Source organism: Synechococcus sp. CB0101, assembly GCF_000179235.2.
GTDB lineage: Bacteria > Cyanobacteriota > Cyanobacteriia > PCC-6307 > Cyanobiaceae > Vulcanococcus.
Genome location: NZ_CP039373.1, coordinates 2579768 through 2597635, shown reverse-complemented (window position 1 = coordinate 2597635; position 17868 = coordinate 2579768). Strand labels below are relative to the sequence as shown.

Genomic DNA, 17868 nt, shown 5'->3' with positions numbered 1-17868 from the left:
GGCGGTTCTTTGGATCCGGTGAACTTGGAGCCATTTGCTCCGCCTGACGCGGCCATCGTGCTGGTCTGCAACGGCCCAGGCGAGCTCAGCACCTGGGTGCGGCCGCTGGCTCAGCGCTTGCATCGGGAGCTGGCGATGCGGCCCGTGGCTGCTCAGTCGCCCATGGCGCTTCGGCTGGTGCTTGTGCCCTGCCCCAACGCCACAGGCAGCGAACACCGAGTTGCTGAGGGAATGGGTCTGTTTGAGCGGATCCTGCCGGCGGCTCGCTTCTGGTGGCTGCTGCTGCGGCCCCGCCGCTATGGCCCCTGGCCGGCCCGAGGCGTGGTGGTGTTTCTCGGAGGCGATCAGTTCTGGACGGTGCTGCTCTCGGCCCGCCTCGGCTACCGCCACATCACCTATGCCGAGTGGGTGGCCCGCTGGCCCCGCTGGAACGATCGGATCGCGGCGATGGGCTCGGCAGCGGCTGATCGGCTGAGTGCCCGCTGGCAACCCCGTTGCCGGGTGGTGGGCGATCTGATGGCGGATCTCTCGGAATCAGCCCGCAGCGATCAGCCCTTGCCTGAGGGGGAATGGGTGGCGTTGATGCCGGGCTCCAAGCGGGCCAAGTTGCAGGTGGGGATGCCGTTTCTGCTGGAGACGGCCGATCGCCTCGCGGGGCTGCGGCCCGCTTGCCGCTTCCTGCTGCCGGTTGCTCCCACCACGAGCGTGCGCGAGCTCCTGGCCTATGCCGGTGCGGCTAATCCGATTGCGGCGTTCTATGCGGCCGGCGAGCCGCAGTTGCTGCAGGGGCTGGATGGGACGGAACTCTGCACACCGGCTGGCACGCGCATTCGCCTGATCGAGACGCAGCCTGCCCATGGGGTGCTGAGTCAGTGCCGCCTGGCGCTCACCACGGTGGGTGCCAATACCGCCGAACTCGGGGCTCTGGGGGTGCCGATGATTGTGCTGGTGCCCACGCAGCACCTGCATGTGATGCAGGCTTGGGATGGCGGTTTGGGGATCCTGGCGCGGCTGCCGATTCTGCGCTGGCTGTTGGGTGCTGCCCTCACGGCCTGGCGGATGCGCCATCACGGTTTTTTGGCCTGGCCCAATATTTCCGCGGGCCGCGGGGTGGTTCCCGAGCGGGTGGGAGCGATCACGCCCGCCCAGATCGCGGAGGAAGCGGCCGATTGGCTCGCTCACCCGGATCGCCTGGCCGGGATGCGCGACGACCTGCGCAGCCTGCGGGGCCAACCCGGTGCCGTGGCGGCATTGGCGGGCATGGTTCGGGAGCTGCTGCCGCCGGCGTAGGGCGCTCTTTAGGTTGTGGGCCAGCCCATCTCCGCATTGCATGGCTTCCGCATCCCCCGCTGATCACGAGCAGTGGCGCGATCAGCTCAGCCCTGAGCAGTTCCAGGTGGCGCGCTTGGGGGGCACTGAGCGCGCCTTCACCGGTATCTACTGGGATAACAAGGCCAAGGGGATGTATCGCTGCGTCTGCTGCGGCAGCGAGCTGTTCAGCTCCGACACCAAATACGACTCGGGCAGCGGCTGGCCCAGCTTCTGGGAAGGGGTGAACCCCGAGGCGATCACCACACTCGAGGACCGCAGCCACGGCATGGTGCGCACCGAGATCAAGTGCGCCAAGTGCGATGCCCACCTGGGGCATGTGTTCAACGACGGCCCCAATCCCACCGGCCTGCGTTACTGCGTGAACTCGGCTTCGCTCAATTTCGAGCCCAAGTAGGGCTGGTCGGTCTGGCCGGCTGCCTTACCAGCGATCGGCATCGCGGGGGTCCATCGGTTCCACATCGACGGGCCCCTCATCGCGCACGTAGCGGCGGCGGGTGGGTGGCTCCTCGTCGTAGTGACGCCGCGGTGCGGCCTCCATCGGTTCCTCATCGAGGTAGCGGCGCTGGCGCAGCGGTTCGCGCTCGCGGCGTTGCTCCACTTCCACGTAGTCGTAGTCCTCGTCGCTCTCGAAGCGGCGGCTGGTGGCGGGCTCGATGCGGCGCTGTTGCTCCTGCACCGATGGCTGCCCGGCGGCTAGCTGGTTTTCCACCGGCACCATGTTGAGGCGATAGCGCTCGCGCTCCTCTTCCTCCCAGCTGGGACCGCCCACGCCCAGCTTCTCCAGCAGGCCCGTGCCCAGCTGTTTGAGCTTCTCTTCGGCGCCCTCGTACACGATGATTCGGTCGGGGCCGCTGCTCACGATTTCCTCCACCGTGAGCTCCCAGGTGCTCAGCACGCCTTCGCCGAGCAGGGGAATGCCCAGCGCGCCCAGCACCAGGGTGGTGAGTTCACCCGTTTCGATATCGAAGCTGAAGCCGAGCACCTTGCCCAGCTGCTCGCCCGCTTCGGTGATCACCTGGCAGTTGATCACGCGGGAATAACGATCGGGGTTGAACCCCTCCGCCAGCGAATCGGCGGAATCCACCAGGATCACGTCGCCCACCTGACGGATGCTTTGCAGCGGCATCCAGCGCGGCAAGCCCGGAAGGAAGCGGGTGAGTGGGTTGTCGCGTAGGCCCAGCGCCACCACCTCACGCCGGTCGATATCCACGACCACTTCGCCCACCACACCCAGCCGGCGGCCGGAGTCGCGGGTGATCACCTGGGTGCCCATCAGCTCCGAACGCAGCCAGAGGCGATCACTGGGTGTGGCGGTCGGGTCGCTGCCGGGAGGTGTGCTTGTCATGGGCGCATTGTGGCCGAGCGGCAAGGTGCTGCCCTCAGGCCGCCGGTGGTAATCCCACCACCTGGGTGTGGGCGCCGCGGGCCTGGGTCACGCCAATGGTGCGTGTGGCGGCACCGATCATCGGTCGGCGGTGACTCACCACCAGAAACTGGGCGGCTTCGGCTTGCTGGGCGATGAGGGTCGCCAGGCGCTCCACGTTCACGCCATCGAGGAAGCTGTCCACCTCGTCGAGGGCATAGAAGGGCGAGGGGCGGAAGCGCTGCAGCGCAAACAGGAAACTCAAGGCTGTGAGCGATTTCTCGCCGCCGCTCATCGACGCCAGACGACGCACCGCTTTGCCCTTGGGGTGGGCCACCAGGCTGAGGCCGCCATCGAGGGGCGATTCCGGGTTTTCCAGCTGCAGGTGCCCTTCGCCATCGGAGAGGCCGGCAAAGATCTCGCGGAAGTGACCATCCACAGCCTTGAAGGCCTCCATGAAGGCCTCTTGCCGCAGGGTGGCCACCGTTTCGATGCGCAGCAGCAGCTCCTCGCGCTCCTTGCAGAGCACATCGAGCCGCTCCTGCAGATCGGCGAGGCGGGCTTCCAGCTCTTCGAGCTCCTGCAGGGCGAGCATGTTCACCGGCTCCAGGGCTTCCATGCGGGCTTGGAGGCTCTTGAGTTCGGCCTGCAGCGCTTCAAGACCGTTCTCGCGAACGTCTTCGGGAATCTCCGGCAGCGGATCGGGCAGCTCCCGTTGCAGTTGCTCAAGCCGCAGGGCGCCGCTGCGTTCCTGCTCCGCCAGGGCGGTTAGTTCCTCGCCGAGGCGCTGCAGTTCCCATTCCTGCTGCTGAAGCGTTTGGCGTTGGCGTGAGAGCTGCGCTTCCGCTTCATCACGGGCGCGCCGCCGCTCGCCGAAGCGCGCCTGCAGCTCCTGTTGCCGCTCTTCCAGCTCGCTGCGTTTGGCTTGATCGGCCTGCTGCTGCTCCTTCCAGGCCGCCCGCTCAGCCACCAGGGCATTCACGGCTTGCACCAGGCGCTGCTCCTCGCCGGTGAGGGCTTGCAGTTGGCTGGCCACCCGCTCGGCTGCCAGGCCCCGTTCCCGCCGGGCGGCGAGCAGGCCGCGTCGCGTTGCTGGCGGGCGGCGGTGAGGGCGGCATCGGCGGCCTCCAACTCCTGCTGTAGCCCCTGCCAACGCTCGCTGTCGCCGCTGGCCTGGGCGCTGGCTTCCTGCGCCTCCAGTTCCTGCAGGCTTTGCTGCAGGGGTGCCAGCTCGCTCGCAAGGGTTTGCAGCCGCTGCTGGCCGCTGCCCAGATCCGCCTCGATCTGCTGAATGCGCGTGAGCATTTGGTCGCGGCGCTGCTGCAGGGGGCCGTGGGCCCGCTGGGCGGCGCTGCGTTCGGCATCGAGGGCAGCGCGGCGCTGCTCGAGGCGGCTCAGCTGCGGGCGCAGTTCTTCCAGTTGGCGGCCCAGGTCGGCTTCTTTGCGGCGGCTGGCGGCGAGGGTTTCGCCCAGCTCCAGCAGACGCCGGCGCAGGGGCTCGGCTTCATCGGCGTCGCTGGCGGCCCCGAAGCTGAGCTGGTTGCCCCGCTGCTGGAAGCTGCCGCCGGTCATGGCACCGCTCTTCTCGAGCAACTCGCCATCGAGGGTCACGGCGCGGGCGCGGCCCAGTTCACGGCGGGCGCTGGCCAGATCCCGGAACACCAGCGTGTCGCCGAACACGTAGCGGAACACTTCGCCGTAGACCGGTTCGAAGCGCACCAGCTCCACTGCCCGGCCCACCAGGCCATCGCCACCGCTGCCACCTGGGTTGCTGCCGCGCTGGAAGGCCGCGCTGTTGCCGCTGGAGCTGGCGCCGCCGCGGATTTTGTTGAGGGGCAGGAAGGTGAGGCGACCAGCGCGGCGACTCTTGAGCAGCTCGATCGCTCGCGCGGCGATGCGGTCGTCGTCGACCACCACCTGGCCGAGCCGCGCTCCGGCCGCCACCTCGAGTGCCAGCCGGTGCAACTCTTCCACTTCACCCAGCTGGGCCACTGGGCCATGGATGCCGTCGAGACCGGCTTCCAGCAGCAGGCGCAGGGCGCCGGTGCCGCGGCTCTCCTGGATGGTTTCGCGGCGCGATTCGAGGCGGGCGATCTCGCGCTCAAGAGTCACCTGCTCCTGCTCCAGCCGTTGGCGGGTGCGCTGCTGCAGGGCGAGGGCCTCTGCCAGCTCCTGGGCCCGGCCCTGCTGCTGTTGCAACTCGGTGAGCAGCTGCTGCCATTCGCGCTCCAGCTGGCTGAGGGCGCTGGCCACACCATCGCTGCTTGCGGCGTCATCGGCCTGCTCCTGCTGCAGTTCGCTCAGCCGCTCCTGCTCCTGCTGCAGCCGCGCCGCCAGCTGTTGCTGCTCAGCCTGCAGGGGTGAGAGCCGGGCCTGCAGCTCCTGGCGCCGCTGGCTGCGCTGCTTCTGCTCCTCCATCCAGCTGCCGCTGCGGCCGGCCACTTCGCCGAGGCGGCGGCGCGAGAGTTCCACGGCTGATTCGGCGCTGCGGCAGCTGCTTTCGGCCTGCTCCAGGGCGGCTTCATCGTCGGGAGCGGCCAGCTGGTTTTGCTGCTGGCGCAGCTCGCCCTGCTGGCGTGCCAACTGCTGGCGCTGGCGCTGCAGCTCTTCAGCGCTCAGTTGATGCTTCTCGGCTTGGCGGGCCAGCTCGCGGCCGCTGGCCTCCAGGCCGGCCAGTTCCGATTGCACCGCCAGCAGGCTGTCTTCCCCGAGGGCTTTCACCTCGGCCTGCAGCGCTTCCAGCGCTTTGGCCGATTGCTCCAGGGCGGTTTTGGCTTCGCTGATGGCGGCGCGTTCGCTCTGCTGCTGGCGGCCCAAGGCCTCCTGGCGGCTCTGCAGCTGCCGCTGCTCCTCCTGGGCCTGCTCAAAGCCCAGCACCTGCTCCTGCAATCGGCCTCGCTGGAAGCGCTCGCGCAGGTCTTGGTAGGTGCGGGCTTTGGCGCAGTCGCGCTCCAGCTTCTGGCGCGATACCAGCAGCTCTTGCTGCACGATGGCGCAGCGCTCCTCGCGGTCCTGCACCTCTGCGAGCTTGCTGCGGGTCTGCTCGATGCGGGAATCGAACAGGGCCACACCGGCCAGTTCGTCGATGATGCCGCGCCGCTCCTTGGCGCTCATCGACACGATGCGGGTCACGTCGCCCTGCATCACCACATTGCTGCCCTCGGGATCCACCCGCAGGCGGCGCAGCTGGGTTTGCAGCTGCTGGAGGTTGCAGGCCACGCCATCGGCGCTGTAGCTGCTGGCGTAGGTGCCGCCGGGGGCGATGCGCAGCCGGCGGGTCACCGACCATTCCTGCTGGCCTGGTTGGATCCAGGGCCCCTCCTCGGGGGCTTCCAGCCCTGCTTCCGCCTCATCGGGCTGCCAGTCGCGCAGGTCAAAGCGCACCGTCACCACGGTTTCAGCCGCCTTGCCCTGCTTGAGCATGGCGCTGTTGACCAGATCGGGCAGGCGTTCGGCCCGCATGCCGCGGCTGCTGGCCAGGCCCAGGCAGAACAGCACGCCGTCAAGGATGTTGCTCTTGCCGCTGCCGTTGGGGCCGGTCACCACCGTGAAGCCCTGCTCGAGGGGGATGGTCATCGACCCCCCGAACGACTTGAAGTGCGTCAGCTCTACCTGATTGATGTGAACCAACAGGCCCGAGCGCCGAGCAGCTGCAAAGTAGCGGACCCCCTGACGTTTTCAAGACGCCGTCCTTAGGTTGGGCGCAGCTTCCAGCCATCCAGGCTTGTTTCGCCATGGATCCAAATCCCGCCGGCGACACCACCGCTGAGCCTCAGGGCCCCGCTCCAGCCGTGGACACTCCCGCGGCCGCGGCGCACCAGTTCCGCGATCGCTTCGAGAGCCTGCTGCCCTCCATTCAGCGGGAATGGCCTGAGGTGGCGCGGCACACCCTTGAGGCGACCCGCGGCAGTTTTGACACGGTGGTGGAGGTGATCGCCCGTCAGACGGGCCGCACCAGCGAGGGCGTGAAGGAGCAGTTGCTGGAGCTGGTGCAGGTAACGGGCGATCAGGCCCATCACCTCGCGGATTCACTGCGGCCCCTAGAGGAGCAGCTCGAGCAGTTGCTCGACGATCTCAATGCCACCCTGCGCCCCCGGATTGAGAAGCCTGTGCGTGAGAGGCCGCTGATGGCCCTCGGCATTGCCGCGGGTGTGGGGGTGTTGCTGGGTGTGCTGCTGGCCTCGGGCCGGCGTTCGGCATGAGCGAGAGCAGCGGAAACGGCCGCGAGCAGCGCCGCCGGGGGCTGCCGCTGGAGGCGGCTTCACGCATCACGGGGTTGGTGACCTCCGTGATGGATCTGCATGTGCGCATCGCCCTCAAGGAGGTGGATCGGGAGAAGCGCCGCCTGATCATTGGCTTGGTGCTGCTCGGCGGTGGGTTGGCGGCTCTGCTCACGGCGCTGCTCGCTGGGGAGATTGCGCTGCTGTGCTGGCTGGTGTTGGTGAAGAGCTGGAGCTGGATGGCGGCGCTGGGGGCGTTTGCGGTGGTGAACCTGGTTCTGAGTGGGGTGATGCTGCGTATTGGCGGTCAGCTCACCAAGGGGCCTTACCTGCCGGAAACGATGGCTGGCCTCACGAAGACGACGCGGGCGCTGGTGGGGCGTTGAGCCAGCGGCAGATCGGGGGCAGGGATAGCCCCTGGATCAACAGGTTGGCCATCACGGCGATGAACACGATGCTCTGACAGTTCTGCGACAATTCGGTGCTGATCGCTGGGTCCAGCCCCTTGAGCGTGGGGATCGCAACACTCACTTGAAATGACAGAGCCAAAGGAACGGCACCGCGCAGGCCGCACCAGGCAATCAGGGTTGAATCGCGCCGATTGAACGGCGAGAACCGTTGGAAGCAGGCCACGCTGAGGGGGCGAGCCAGCAGCATCAGTGCGGCGGCGGTGCCCAGACCCGCAGGCAGGCAGGGCAACAGATCGGCGGGATTCACCACCAGGCCGAATAGAAGGAAGATGCTGATCTCCGTCATGGTGTTGAAGGGGAGAAGCACCCTGTGGATGGTTTCGTGATTGAACCGGGGGTCTTTGTAGTGCAGGTTGGTCATGAACACGCCTGTCACATAGACCGCTACGTACCCTGATCCGTCGAGGAAGTGGGCGCAGCCGTAATCCATGAATGCCAGCGACATCGCAACGATCAGCAGCTGCTCTTTGTCAACGACAAAGCGATTAACAATGATTTTAGCGATGTAGCCAAACCCCACGCCAACCAGTAGCCCTGAGCCGAGCTTTTGCAGCAGGTCGCCGAAGGCGTCCACCACCATGCCATGCATGGAGCCCGTTAATGGCTCTGTTTGGCTGTGGCTCACAGCAAATAGGCTCAGGCAAATGCTGTACAAGATGAGTGCGGCGGGGTCATTCACCGACGACTCGAACTCGAGGAGATGGCGAACGCGTTCGGGTACGAGTCGTTGCACCTGGCGCAGAACGCTCAGCGTGGCTCCCGCATCGGTTGACCCCAGGCATGCCGCCACCAGAAAAGCGGCGCCGATCGGCATGGTTTCGTTGAGGCCAGGGGCCAGGGTGAGGCCGGTGGCCGAGCACAACCAGAAAATGGCGGTTCCCAGCACCAAGGTTGAAATGGCCACGCCGCCAATGGCCAGGATCAATCCATACTCCACAAAGCCTCGAATTGCTTGGATGTCGGTGGTGAGGCCGGCGTAGAACAGCAGCAGTGCGAGTGCAAAGGTATGCACGCTCTCCACCTCGGTGTGGCCAACATCGAGCCCCTGGATGTTGATCATGAGCCCTAAAACCAGCACGCCAAGCACTGCCGGAATGCCGATTCGAATCGAAAAGCGGCTGATGATCAACGTGCCCAGAAACACAACGCCGATGAACAGCAACTGGGCTTCCAAGGGGATCGCCTGCAGCGCTGGCCTGGCTGCCTCAGCGGTGCTGCCGAGAAGCAGCGCGAAGAGCTGTGGCATAGAGCGAGTGCACGTGAGTGGATTCTCGGGCCTTATCGGATGGCGTAGTGCAGCCAGCGGCAATCAATGCCGCCGTTGCTCACCGGAATGCGCCGGCTGGCTTTCATCCGCAAGGCACCTGTGAGCTCCGGGTTGCCGCTGAGCAGCCAGAAATCCCAGCCGCTGCAGCGCTCCTTCACCATCTGCCCCAGGTCGGCATAGAGCTGCTCCAGCTCATCGCGCTCGCCGATGCGTTCGCCATAGGGGGGATTGCACACCACCACGCCAGGGCCAGCAGGCGGATCGAAGCTGCGGAAGTCGCCGCACTGGAGGCTCACCGCGTTGCCCACGCCAGCGGCTTCGGCATTGCTGCGGGCCTGATCGACCACTGCGCCATCGAGTTCCAGGCCCACGACGGGGGCCAATGGCGTGCCATCGGCCAGCTGATCGCGCTCTGCTTGGCTGGCTTGCTCCAGCGCTTGGCTCCACAGCCGGCCATCGAAGTCGGGCCAACGCTCCAGGGCAAAGCGATGCTCCATGCCCGGGGCGCGGCCCAGGGCCATGCAGGCCGCTTCGATCAGCAAGGTGCCTGAACCGCAAAGCGGATCGGCCAGCGGCAGATGGCCATCCCAGCCGGTGAGCCGGATCAATCCGGCAGCCAGGTTTTCTTTCAGCGGTGCCAGGCCCATGCGCGGGCGGTAACCGCGCCGGTGCAGGCTCTCACCGCTGCCATCCACGCTCAGCCGCGCTTGCCCGCCCCCAAGGTGCACATGGATGGAGAGATCGGGGTCGTCCAGATCCACAGACGAGCGCTCGCCCCAGCGCTGCCGTTGCCAATCCACCAGGGCGTTTTTCACCTGGAGTGCGCTGTAGTGGCTGTGGGTGAGGCCCGGCAGGCTGCCGCTGGCATCCACGCGGAAGCTGAGCTCTGGAGGCAGCCACTGTTCCCAGTCGGCGGCGCGCTGCACGCCGGCGTAAAGCTCCTCGCGGTTGCGGCAGGGAAACACCGCCAGCTGGCGCAGCACCCGGAAGGGCAGCCGGGCTTGCAGTTGCAGCCGGTAGAAGCCGGCCAGATCGATGCGAAAGCCCACGGCGCGATGCAGCGCCTTCACCCCGGTGGCGCCGAGCTCACTCAGCTCCTCGGCGCCGCAGGCCTCCAGCCCTGGAGGCAGCACCGCGGTGCACTGGATCAGCTGCTGTTCGGTCATGCCCACCCCTGCGCCCTGCACTGGCTACTGCCACAATGAAGGAGTCCGGTTTCGGCCGGACTAGGTGGCTCACACCAGTGTTTCGGACAGCGGTTCGATTCCGCTCAGCTCCACTTTTCGGGGCTGCAATGGTTTCGACGGGGCATGAGGAGGGTGACTGAAGCCTGCTCGGTCAGAGCAAACACGTAACAGCGAACAACATCGTTCGTTTCTCCCGTCAGACCGCCCCTGTGGCCGCCTGACCCTAATAAGGGAGATGGGGTGAGATCAGCCTTATCAACCAAATGATCCATTGGGGCTGGAAGGCCCCTTTTAAGTTTCAGTCGATGGGCTGCAAATCTGCAGCTGTGGCCTGTCGACCCCTGTCGATCTGCGCAGGTTGTCCTCTATGGATCCTTCGCGCCGTCGGCACCTCGCTGAGCTCAGCCTGCGCGACTTTTGCCTCTACCGGGCTATTTGCATTGAGCTGGACGATCTGCAGGAGACGATCCAATTCGATGGCTTGTTAGGGCGCGACTTTCTGGCCCTGTCGGTGGCCATGCGTGATCGACGGCTGCTGGTGGAGTGGTTGCGGGATTTGCGCTTTCCTCCCTCGTCGCTGTATTCCGATCACGGCATCAGCGAAGCGGTGGAAGAGCAGTTGTTGGCTCATCCGCTCGATTGAGGCCTGGAGGGAATGGGTTGGCGGACCCAGGCTGGGGCTGCATGCTGTCGCTAGTGGAGCGCCCAATCCCGATGGCTCGTCCTCTGCCCGTCACCACGACCTTCGAGCTGCCCGGCCATCGCATCCTCGAGTGCCGCGGTGTGGTGCGCGGGATCGTGGTGCGCTCGCCCACGCTCCTGCAGGGGTTTCTGGGAGGCTTGAAAACGATGATCGGTGGCCGCATTGGGGCTTACACCGCCATGTGTGAGCAGACCCGCCAGCAGGCCTACGACGAGATGGTGGATCACGCCCGTCAACTCGGCGCTAACGCCATCGTGGGGATGCGCTACGACGGCTCCACGGTGGAGACCGGTTCCACGGGGGCAACTGAGGTGCTCTGCTACGGAACAGCCGTGTTGGTGGAGCCGCTCTTGGCTGGAGGGCCGCCGGTCTGAGAGCATCGCTGGCAGGTCCCTGCCCTGCTGCTGTGTCTGTTGCCAATCTGAAGGCGTTCCTCGAGAAGGCTCAATCCGACGAGGACCTGCGTCAGAAGCTCCATGCCGCCACCGGTATGGACGACATCGTCGACCTGGCTGCAGCCCATGGCCACAGTGTGGACAAGGCTTCGGTGCTGCGTGCCCACGGCGAAGCCCTCAGTGGCGCCAGTGACAATCAGCTCAAGGCCATCAACAGTTGGGGTGATGCCCTGATGCACTGCTTCGGAGCCACCGAAGAGGAGTGAGCTCCGGCTCAGCGGCTACCGCTTGATCCCGAGTTGTAGCCGCTCCAACTCTCCAATTCTTCAAGGCTGAGCACGCCAAGACGTCGCTCACCGTTGAGATCCCACGTGGGATAGCCCCTCACCTGCGCGTCCTGGCAGCGCTTGCGGCCAGCGTCGTCTTTGTCGCACTCCACATAGGGCAGCAGTTCGATCGCTTCGACCCCGAACAGCTCCTTCTGATGCGTGCAATGGGGGCACCACCAGGCCCCGTACACCACTGCACCTTTGAGCTTGAGGTGCCTGGCCAGTGCTTTTTGGCGGCTGGAGGAGGCTTGGCTTGTGCTGTTCGCGGTGCTGCTGCCACTGCTTTCGGCTGCAGGAGCGGCCGATCCAATCGCCAGCGAGCCTGCCGCGATCAGGACCAGCGCCCAAGGGAGGCTTGTGCAGGACTGGATGGCTTTCAGGGGGCGCAGGAGACGATCGGAACCACCAGGCATGGCGAGGCGCGCGCTTCGCCACGACCCTAAACGTGCTGCAGCGTTCGGCCTTCCGCCCCGAAGCACCGCACCAGTCACCCCTGATGGCTGGGAGACTGGCACTGCCGGCCACGGTCTCCCCCAGCAACTGCGATGAGCGCCAACGGATATCGCGATTACTTCAAGGTGCTTGGGGTGGAGCGCAGCGCCGATGCCGACACCGTGAAGAAGGCCTTCCGCAAGCTGGCCCGGCAGTACCACCCGGATGTGAATCCAGGAGATCAGGGCGCCGAGGCCAAATTCAAAGAGATCAGCGAGGCCTACGAGGTGCTCTCTGATCCCGATAAGCGCAAGCGCTACGAGCAGTTTGGCCAGTACTGGAATCAGGCCGGTGGAGCTGGAGGCGCCGGCGTTGATGTGGATTTCGGCCGCTACGGCAATTTCGACGACTTCATCAACGACTTGCTCGGTCGTTTTGGCGGCCCCGGTGGCGGTGGTTTTGCCGGTGGGCCCAGCGGATTTGGTGGTTTCGGATCAGGCTTCCCCGGCGGTTTTGGTGCCTCAGGGTTCCCGGGCGGTGGCTTCGCCGGAGGCGGAGCTCAACGGGCTCAGGCTCCCAATCTCGATGCAGAAGCCAACATCACCCTCAGCTTCTCTGAAGCCTTTCGCGGCTGTGAGCGCACCCTGGCCGTGAATGATGAACGGGTGCAAGTGCGCATCCCGGCTGGTGTGAAGCCCGGCAGCCGCTTGCGGCTGAAAGGCAAGGGCAATCTGCAGCCCGGTACGGGCCGCCGCGGTGATCTCTATCTCAACCTGCAACTGCAAGGCCACCCGGTGTGGAGCCTGGATGGTGACCAACTCAAGGCTGATCTTCCCCTCAGCCTTGATGAGCTCGCCCTCGGTGGCGAGGTGCGCGTGGCCACGCCTGATGGTGAAGCCACGGTGACGGTGCCGCCTGGCATGGCGGTGGGCCGGAGCTTGCGGCTGAAGGGCAAAGGTTGGCCCAGCAAAGGTGGTCGAGGGGATCTGCTGCTCAGTTTGAGCCTCAAGCAACCTGCCAGCTACAGCGACCAAGAAAAGCAGCTGCTGGAGCAGCTACGCGCCGCTCGCAGCGTGGATCCTCGTGCTGATTGGATCAGCGCTGCGCGGCTCTGAGCCTGATTCAGCCAGGCATCTGGGGGAAGGTGATTCTGTCAGCCTCGGGAATCGGTTCAAAGTGATTGAACGGAGCTGGACCAGGGCCACCGGTCGAGACACCATCAATCGTGACGACTCCTCCATCGAGGCTGATCGTCGGTTGCATGGATCGAATCTGCCTCTGTGCTTTGCGCGCTTTTCGTTGAGCAGAACGATCTCTCCGGCCTCCGACCACTCCCTGCAGGTCTGCATCTGACAGGTCGAAAGTGTTCTTGTCGGTCACTGTGGTGACGGTTTCGATGGTCATGGTGCTTCTGATTGTTTTGGATCGCTGAGGTGTGTGGGGTGCTCCCCTTCACCTCTTCAGAATCCTTCAACCTTCACTGGATCACCAGAAGAAACCTCAGGGAGGATCTGGGGAATTGTTGGTGAGATCAATCAACAGGTGGCCGTTGAAGGCCTGCCTCGCTGGAAACGCCCTCTGATGGATGCGAACCATCGACAGGCTGCTCAGAAGGCGGTTGGTATCTGGGGGTAAAAACCCTTTGGGGACTGGACTGGGTCTAGTGGTGTGCGAGAAATTGTGCGAAATACTGCGGCATCCGAAGTATCCCCGTTCGCACGGGGTTGTGACGTGCACCCCAAAAACTGAACCAGTCCTTATGAGAGCTTCCCAAGCGGCCAGACTTGGCCAGGAGAAGCCCCATGAAACGCAAGCGCCACACACCCGAGCAGGTCATCCGCAAGCTGCGCACCGCTGAGCAGCTCCTCAACCAGGGCCAGAGCGTCGCCGATGTCTGTCGTGCCCTGGAGGTGTCGGCCCCGACCTATCACCGATGGCAGCAGCTCGACGGCGGGATGAAAGCCACCGAGGCGAAACGCCTCAAGGAATTGGAGCAGGAAAACGCCCGCCTCAAGAGGCTTCTAGCTGATGCTGAATTGGATAAGGCGATGCTCAAGGAGTTGGCCGAGGGAAACTTCTGAGCCCGGAGCGACGTTGCGCTGCAAAGCGCACCTTGCGGCGCGACAGAGCCGTGTGTGTTTGGCGTGGCCCCTAAAAATCGGTCCAGGGTGAATGAGAGTCCTCATCCGGCCAGACTGGGCCGGGGACTCCACCATGAAACGAACCCGCCACACACCCGAGCAGATCATCCGCAAGCTCAAAACGGCTGACCAGTTGCTTGCCCAGGGCCAGACAGTTGCGGACGCCTGCCGAGTTCTCGAGGTCTCCCAGCCCACCTACCACCGCTGGCGGCAGCTCTACGGCGGAATGAAGGCAGAAGAGGCCAAACGGCTCAGCCAGCTGGAGAAAGAGAACGCCCGGCTCAAAAGGCTTCTGGCGGAAGCAGAGCTCGACAAGGCGATGCTCAAGGACCTCGCTGAGGGAAACTTCTGAGCCCGGAGCGTCGCCGGCGGGCCGTCACAGTCCTGCAGGAGCGTTACCGGGCATCCCAGCGGAGGGTCTGCCGATTGGTGGGCCAGCACCGCAGCAGCCAGCGCCATGTCGGCAAGGTCGCCGATCTTGAGGAGGCCAAGCTGAGGCATCGTCTCCGCGAAATCGCAGCTGAGCACATCCGCTGGGGCCGGCGCATGGCCCACCGCCTGTTGCGGCGGGAAGGCTGGACGGTGAACCACAAGCGGGTGCACCGGCTCTGGCGCGAGGAGAACCTGCAGCGGCCCACCCCCGCAAGCAGAAGAGGGCACGCCCGGCTGACGGCTCGGTGCGACGTCACCAGGCTGAGCACCCGCACCAGGTCTGGGCGATGGACTTCCAATTCGACGCCACGGCCGATGGCCGGCGGCTCAAGTTCCTCAACGTGATCGACGAGCACAGCCGTCTCTGCCTGGCCATCCGGGTGGGCAGGCGCTGCAAGTCCAGAGACGTCGTGGCGGTGCTGGAGGAGCTCACCAGCCTCTACCCAGCCCCAGCGTTCATCCGCAGCGACAACGGGCCCGAATTCATCGCCCACGCCCTCAAGCGCTGGAGCGAGAACAGCGGCACCACCACGGCCTACATCGAACCAGGATCACCGTGGCAGAACGGGTTTGCCGAGTCGTTCAACAGCCGGTTCAGGGATGAGTTACTGAACACCGAGCTGTTCACCACCGTGAGCGAGGCCCAAACCTTGGCTGATCGCTGGCGCTGGGAGTACAACACCTTGAGGCCGCATTCAGCCCTCCAGGGGCGTACGCCCCTGGAGGCAGCTCAACCAGCTGCTGCATAACCACCCACTCTCATTGCGCCTGGACCAATGAAGGGGGTCACGTCATGTTCTGCAGGATCGATTCCGTGTATCCCAGCGCCGTGCTTGCCGGTTGGCCGGCCAAAACCGCAATACCCAACGCCGGCCGTTAGCGGTCACCGCAATTGAGGAGCAGAAGCTGCGCCGCCGTATCCGCGAGCTGGCCAGGCGTCATGTGCGCTGGGGCCGGCGGCTTGTGTACCGGAGGCTCAGGCTCGAGGGCTGGAGCGTCAATCACAAACGGGTGCAACGGATCTGGCGGGAGGAGGGGTTGCAGCGCCCCCTCCCGCGCCGGCGCAAGCGATCACGTCCTCCCGGAGACAAACGGGAGCTGCTGCGTGCTGAATACCCCCATCACGTCTGGGCGATCGACTTCCAGTTCGATCAGACCATGGATGGGAGAACCCTCAAGATCCTCAATGTGATCGACGAATACAGCCGGCTCTGCCTGGCGATTCGGATCGGCAGACGCTGTAGGGCTGCTGAGGTAATTGACACGTCGAGGAGCTGCTCAAGCTCTATCCACCGCCTACGCATGTGCGGATGGATAACGGCCCGGAGTTCATCGCCAATGCCTTGCAGGAGTGGTGCACTGCGAGTGGCTGCAGCACGGCTTACATCCCACCGGGCTCGCCCTGGGAGAACCCATTTGTGGAGTCATTCAACAGCCGGTTCAGGGATGAATTCCTGAACATCGAAATGTTCACCTCGGTGCAGGAGGCCAGGCTGTTGGCTGAGCAGCACCGACTCGAGTACAACACCTACAGACCGCATTCGGCGCTCCAGGGGCGTACGCCCCTGGAGGTCATCCAGCAATGGAAAGCGGCCTGACTACCCACCAGCTCTCAGAAGAACTGGACCAGCAAAGGGGGTCACGCCACCCGCCAACAAGGCTCATTTCGATGCAATGGTGCCAGTTATTGACGACTGAATGAGGGGTCTTGGTGGGCTGTTGAAGAGGTAGAAAGCCCCTGCGGTCACAGGGGCTCTGGGGGAATATGATCTAAGGTCAAGACCTTACGAACCTCCATCAAAATCAGCGGCGTACTCACCCCTGTACATCCTTTCCTTAATTAATCTAGCTTCTGTTTCGCGCTCAATTTCATCAGATAACCGCCCAACAACCCCTTGCCAGTATGCATCCTTGTCAAAACCACCGGCCACAACAGCCAACTCTTCATCCGAAGGCTCTACTGGTTGATGAGGGAGGTCGGTAGTTTGAGGGTTGAGACCACGGTCTGCTTTGTTAGTCATGATTGAAACTCCTTAATGTGTGAGGTGCAGTCGGAGGTGTGTCCCTCTCGATGTATTCACCATCGCAGGGTTGACTGCGACAAGCCAGATGAGGGGCCGGGGAGGTTTCGGGGAGTTTCGAGTGAAAGAGTATGCATGAAAAAAGCCCGCTGTACAGCCGGGCTTTTCTTGTTGCGGACGCTTACGCAGAGTGACTACTAAGAGAAGACTACCTGAATATATTCACATCGCGCTTGATTGCTAGCCCCTAAGAGCCCGGAGTCAAAATCGGCTTTGTAGCCCAGGATTGTGGAGCCAAGACCGCCCTGGATAGTTTCCAGTTCTTTGTTTTTGAGTTCAGTGATGTTTGTCTTGAGTTCGGTGGTGTTGGTGCTCATGGGTGTCGGCCTTGTTGAGCGTTTGGTGTGAAGTCGGAGGCGTGTTCCTCTCGATGTATTCACCATCGCAGGGCTGATTGCCCATTACCAGATGAGGAGCGAGGGGCTTTTCAGGGAGTTTCTGGTGAGGTCAAACCTCTCCTGAGTCCAGCTGGTTGTCCATAGCCTTGACGTGGACCCTGGGCCGATCACCAGGGTCCACGTCAGCGGCACTGAACGGCCAATCTGCGATGCCAGCTTGGTTTTTCTAGACGCCCCCTGATGGATTCGAACCATCGACCGGCTGCTTAGAAGGCAGCTGCTCTATCCAGCTGAGCTAAGGGAGCTGACGCTGGGCATTGTGGCAGTTGAGCCCTGGCGACGCAGCGGCCAGTGGCTTCTATGGTGGTGTGCTGCGCATTCAGGCTAGATGCCCGCTCCACGGCTTAACGACAGCCAGAAAGAGGAGCTGGTGGTTCGCTACCGCCAGGGTGAAACGGCCCAAGCTTTAGCGGCCGCCTACGGCTGCAGCCCCAACACGGTGAGCCGGGTGCTGAAGGCAGCCCTGGATCCGAAGGAGATGGAGGCTATCAAGCGGCAGTCGAGGGGAAATCGGCCGCTCCTGTTGCCGAGGTGGAGGCAGCTATCCCGATTGCGGAGGCATCGGAGGAACCCATCGCGGTGTCTGAGCCCCCTCCACAGCCAGTGGCCTCAACCCAAGAGGTCAGCAACGACGACGACCTGAAGACCCTGGCGATCGATGACGCCGATGACTTCGGCGATGACGGCCTCGACGATGGCGAAAGCGGTTCTGATGACGACAGCGACGATGCCGACGACCCGGCGCCCGTTGCTGTTGTGGCCGATCCAGCTGTGCGGCTGGAGGCCCAGCCTCTGATTCCTGGAGCGCTTCCCGCCAGCGTTTACATGCTGGTGGACAAAACCGTGGAGCTTCAGCCCCGGCCCCTGGCGGAGTTCCCCGAGTTGGGCTCCCTTCCCGAAGAGGAGCAGGACCGTCAAGCCTTGATGCTGTTCACGAATCCTCGCCAGGCCAAGCGCCAGTGCGGCCGCACCCAGCGGGTGATCAAGGTGCCGGATGCGGGGGTGCTGGAACGCCGTTCCTCCTATTTGGTGGCGCAGGGCATTACCCGGCTAGTGGTGGAAGGGGGCACGCTGTTTGCCCTGGCGAATCACTGAGCTAAGACCGGATTAGTTCTCCC

Annotated in this window: 18 protein-coding genes, 1 tRNA gene and 4 pseudogenes; 14 read left to right on the top strand and 9 right to left on the bottom strand. The window is 64.3% G+C overall.

The window, feature by feature from the left end; genetic code table 11:
* Positions 1-9 precede the first annotated feature (9 nt).
* On the top strand, positions 10-1290 hold the full coding sequence (locus CB0101_RS14115) for a hypothetical protein (protein ID WP_010304507.1): 1281 nt from the start codon (positions 10-12) through the stop codon (positions 1288-1290).
* Positions 1291-1330: 40 nt separating this feature from the next.
* The gene (gene msrB / locus CB0101_RS14110) at positions 1331-1726 is read left to right on the top strand and encodes a peptide-methionine (R)-S-oxide reductase MsrB (protein ID WP_010304505.1); all 396 of its coding nucleotides are present in this window, start codon (positions 1331-1333) and stop codon (positions 1724-1726) included.
* Between the two features lie 24 nt (positions 1727-1750).
* Here msrB and CB0101_RS14105 read toward each other — a convergent pair whose 3' ends face one another.
* Entirely contained in the window at positions 1751-2677 is a 927-nt protein-coding gene (locus CB0101_RS14105) for a PRC-barrel domain-containing protein (RefSeq protein WP_010304502.1), read from the bottom strand.
* A gap of 34 nt (positions 2678-2711) precedes the next feature.
* Positions 2712-6325, bottom strand: a pseudogene (gene smc / locus CB0101_RS14100) (chromosome segregation protein SMC).
* Between the two features lie 104 nt (positions 6326-6429).
* Between smc and CB0101_RS14095 the strand changes: the two are divergent.
* Positions 6430-6897, top strand: coding sequence for a DUF883 family protein (locus tag CB0101_RS14095; RefSeq protein ID WP_010304435.1), 468 nt, complete (start codon positions 6430-6432; stop codon positions 6895-6897).
* Positions 6894-7301 carry a phage holin family protein gene (locus CB0101_RS14090; protein ID WP_010304433.1) on the top strand — a complete coding sequence of 136 codons (408 nt, stop codon included), beginning with the start codon at positions 6894-6896 and terminating at the stop codon, positions 7299-7301. The genes CB0101_RS14095 and CB0101_RS14090 overlap by 4 nt, the downstream gene beginning before the upstream one ends.
* On the opposite strand, the gene CB0101_RS14085 is transcribed toward CB0101_RS14090, so the two are convergent.
* Together CB0101_RS14085 and CB0101_RS14080 are read right to left on the bottom strand one after the other, a co-directional pair.
* Positions 7267-8631, bottom strand: a complete 1365-nt coding sequence (locus CB0101_RS14085) for a cation:proton antiporter (protein ID WP_010304431.1) — start codon at positions 8629-8631, stop codon at positions 7267-7269. The two genes, CB0101_RS14090 and CB0101_RS14085, sit on opposite strands and share 35 nt — an antisense overlap.
* A gap of 32 nt (positions 8632-8663) precedes the next feature.
* On the bottom strand, positions 8664-9818 hold the full coding sequence (locus CB0101_RS14080) for a class I SAM-dependent RNA methyltransferase (RefSeq protein ID WP_010304428.1): 1155 nt from the start codon (positions 9816-9818) through the stop codon (positions 8664-8666).
* 388 nt (positions 9819-10206) lie between these two features.
* On the opposite strand from CB0101_RS14080, the gene CB0101_RS14070 reads away from it, so the two are divergent.
* The 3 genes from CB0101_RS14070 to CB0101_RS14060 all read left to right on the top strand — a co-directional run bounded on the left by CB0101_RS14070 (position 10207) and on the right by CB0101_RS14060 (position 11203).
* Entirely contained in the window at positions 10207-10482 is a 276-nt protein-coding gene (locus tag CB0101_RS14070; protein ID WP_010304426.1) for a hypothetical protein, read from the top strand.
* 71 nt (positions 10483-10553) lie between these two features.
* Positions 10554-10916: a YbjQ family protein gene (locus CB0101_RS14065; RefSeq protein WP_010304424.1), complete on the top strand. Its 363-nt coding sequence runs from the start codon at positions 10554-10556 to the stop codon at positions 10914-10916.
* 32 nt (positions 10917-10948) lie between these two features.
* Positions 10949-11203 (top strand): Nif11-like leader peptide family natural product precursor, encoded by a 255-nt coding sequence (locus tag CB0101_RS14060; protein ID WP_010304421.1) that lies wholly within the window; start codon positions 10949-10951, stop codon positions 11201-11203.
* An 8-nt stretch (positions 11204-11211) separates the two neighbouring features.
* Here the strand turns inward: CB0101_RS14060 and CB0101_RS14055 are convergent, their stop codons facing one another.
* Positions 11212-11679: a hypothetical protein gene (locus tag CB0101_RS14055; protein WP_010304419.1), complete on the bottom strand. Its 468-nt coding sequence runs from the start codon at positions 11677-11679 to the stop codon at positions 11212-11214.
* A gap of 132 nt (positions 11680-11811) precedes the next feature.
* On the opposite strand from CB0101_RS14055, the gene CB0101_RS14050 reads away from it, so the two are divergent.
* On the top strand, positions 11812-12813 hold the full coding sequence (locus CB0101_RS14050; RefSeq protein WP_010304416.1) for a DnaJ C-terminal domain-containing protein: 1002 nt from the start codon (positions 11812-11814) through the stop codon (positions 12811-12813).
* A gap of 7 nt (positions 12814-12820) precedes the next feature.
* Here CB0101_RS14050 and CB0101_RS14045 read toward each other — a convergent pair whose 3' ends face one another.
* Positions 12821-13102 carry a hypothetical protein gene (locus tag CB0101_RS14045; RefSeq protein ID WP_136644184.1) on the bottom strand — a complete coding sequence of 94 codons (282 nt, stop codon included), beginning with the start codon at positions 13100-13102 and terminating at the stop codon, positions 12821-12823.
* Between the two features lie 398 nt (positions 13103-13500).
* Here CB0101_RS14045 and CB0101_RS14040 point away from each other — a divergent pair.
* From CB0101_RS14040 to CB0101_RS14025, 4 genes and pseudogenes are all read left to right on the top strand, one after another.
* Positions 13501-13820, top strand: a pseudogene (locus tag CB0101_RS14040) (transposase); the annotation flags it as partial.
* A 92-nt stretch (positions 13821-13912) separates the two neighbouring features.
* Positions 13913-15020, top strand: a pseudogene (locus tag CB0101_RS14035) (IS3 family transposase).
* A gap of 91 nt (positions 15021-15111) precedes the next feature.
* Positions 15112-15324, top strand: a pseudogene (locus tag CB0101_RS15900) (IS3 family transposase); the annotation flags it as partial.
* A gap of 221 nt (positions 15325-15545) precedes the next feature.
* Positions 15546-15869, top strand: coding sequence for an integrase core domain-containing protein (locus CB0101_RS14025; protein WP_083798516.1), 324 nt, complete (start codon positions 15546-15548; stop codon positions 15867-15869).
* A 186-nt stretch (positions 15870-16055) separates the two neighbouring features.
* Here CB0101_RS14025 and CB0101_RS14020 read toward each other — a convergent pair whose 3' ends face one another.
* The 3 genes from CB0101_RS14020 to CB0101_RS14010 all read right to left on the bottom strand — a co-directional run bounded on the left by CB0101_RS14020 (position 16056) and on the right by CB0101_RS14010 (position 16995).
* Positions 16056-16292, bottom strand: a complete 237-nt coding sequence (locus CB0101_RS14020; protein WP_136644182.1) for a hypothetical protein — start codon at positions 16290-16292, stop codon at positions 16056-16058.
* A gap of 197 nt (positions 16293-16489) precedes the next feature.
* Positions 16490-16669, bottom strand: a complete 180-nt coding sequence (locus tag CB0101_RS14015; protein WP_029552759.1) for a ComC/BlpC family leader-containing pheromone/bacteriocin — start codon at positions 16667-16669, stop codon at positions 16490-16492.
* Between the two features lie 252 nt (positions 16670-16921).
* Positions 16922-16995: transfer RNA gene (locus CB0101_RS14010), tRNA-Arg, on the bottom strand.
* A gap of 83 nt (positions 16996-17078) precedes the next feature.
* Between CB0101_RS14010 and CB0101_RS15895 the strand changes: the two genes are divergently transcribed.
* Both CB0101_RS15895 and CB0101_RS15890 read left to right on the top strand, forming a co-directional pair.
* Entirely contained in the window at positions 17079-17393 is a 315-nt protein-coding gene (locus tag CB0101_RS15895) for a helix-turn-helix domain-containing protein (RefSeq protein WP_371413592.1), read from the top strand.
* The gene (locus CB0101_RS15890; protein WP_371413591.1) at positions 17354-17845 is read left to right on the top strand and encodes a hypothetical protein; all 492 of its coding nucleotides are present in this window, start codon (positions 17354-17356) and stop codon (positions 17843-17845) included. Before CB0101_RS15895 ends, CB0101_RS15890 begins: the two co-directional genes overlap by 40 nt.
* Positions 17846-17868 lie beyond the last annotated feature (23 nt).

Coding starts and splice junctions, on each gene's coding strand:
- msrB (WP_010304505.1), top strand. CDS start 1,331: ATGGCTTCCGCATCCCCCGCTGATCACGAGCAGTGGCGCGATCAGCTC.
- CB0101_RS14105 (WP_010304502.1), bottom strand. CDS start 2,677: ATGACAAGCACACCTCCCGGCAGCGACCCGACCGCCACACCCAGTGAT.
- CB0101_RS14095 (WP_010304435.1), top strand. CDS start 6,430: ATGGATCCAAATCCCGCCGGCGACACCACCGCTGAGCCTCAGGGCCCC.
- CB0101_RS14090 (WP_010304433.1), top strand. CDS start 6,894: ATGAGCGAGAGCAGCGGAAACGGCCGCGAGCAGCGCCGCCGGGGGCTG.
- CB0101_RS14085 (WP_010304431.1), bottom strand. CDS start 8,631: ATGCCACAGCTCTTCGCGCTGCTTCTCGGCAGCACCGCTGAGGCAGCC.
- CB0101_RS14080 (WP_010304428.1), bottom strand. CDS start 9,818: ATGACCGAACAGCAGCTGATCCAGTGCACCGCGGTGCTGCCTCCAGGG.
- CB0101_RS14070 (WP_010304426.1), top strand. CDS start 10,207: ATGGATCCTTCGCGCCGTCGGCACCTCGCTGAGCTCAGCCTGCGCGAC.
- CB0101_RS14065 (WP_010304424.1), top strand. CDS start 10,554: ATGGCTCGTCCTCTGCCCGTCACCACGACCTTCGAGCTGCCCGGCCAT.
- CB0101_RS14055 (WP_010304419.1), bottom strand. CDS start 11,679: ATGCCTGGTGGTTCCGATCGTCTCCTGCGCCCCCTGAAAGCCATCCAG.
- CB0101_RS14050 (WP_010304416.1), top strand. CDS start 11,812: ATGAGCGCCAACGGATATCGCGATTACTTCAAGGTGCTTGGGGTGGAG.
- CB0101_RS14045 (WP_136644184.1), bottom strand. CDS start 13,102: ATGACCATCGAAACCGTCACCACAGTGACCGACAAGAACACTTTCGAC.
- CB0101_RS14020 (WP_136644182.1), bottom strand. CDS start 16,292: ATGACTAACAAAGCAGACCGTGGTCTCAACCCTCAAACTACCGACCTC.
- CB0101_RS14015 (WP_029552759.1), bottom strand. CDS start 16,669: ATGAGCACCAACACCACCGAACTCAAGACAAACATCACTGAACTCAAA.
- CB0101_RS15895 (WP_371413592.1), top strand. CDS start 17,079: ATGCCCGCTCCACGGCTTAACGACAGCCAGAAAGAGGAGCTGGTGGTT.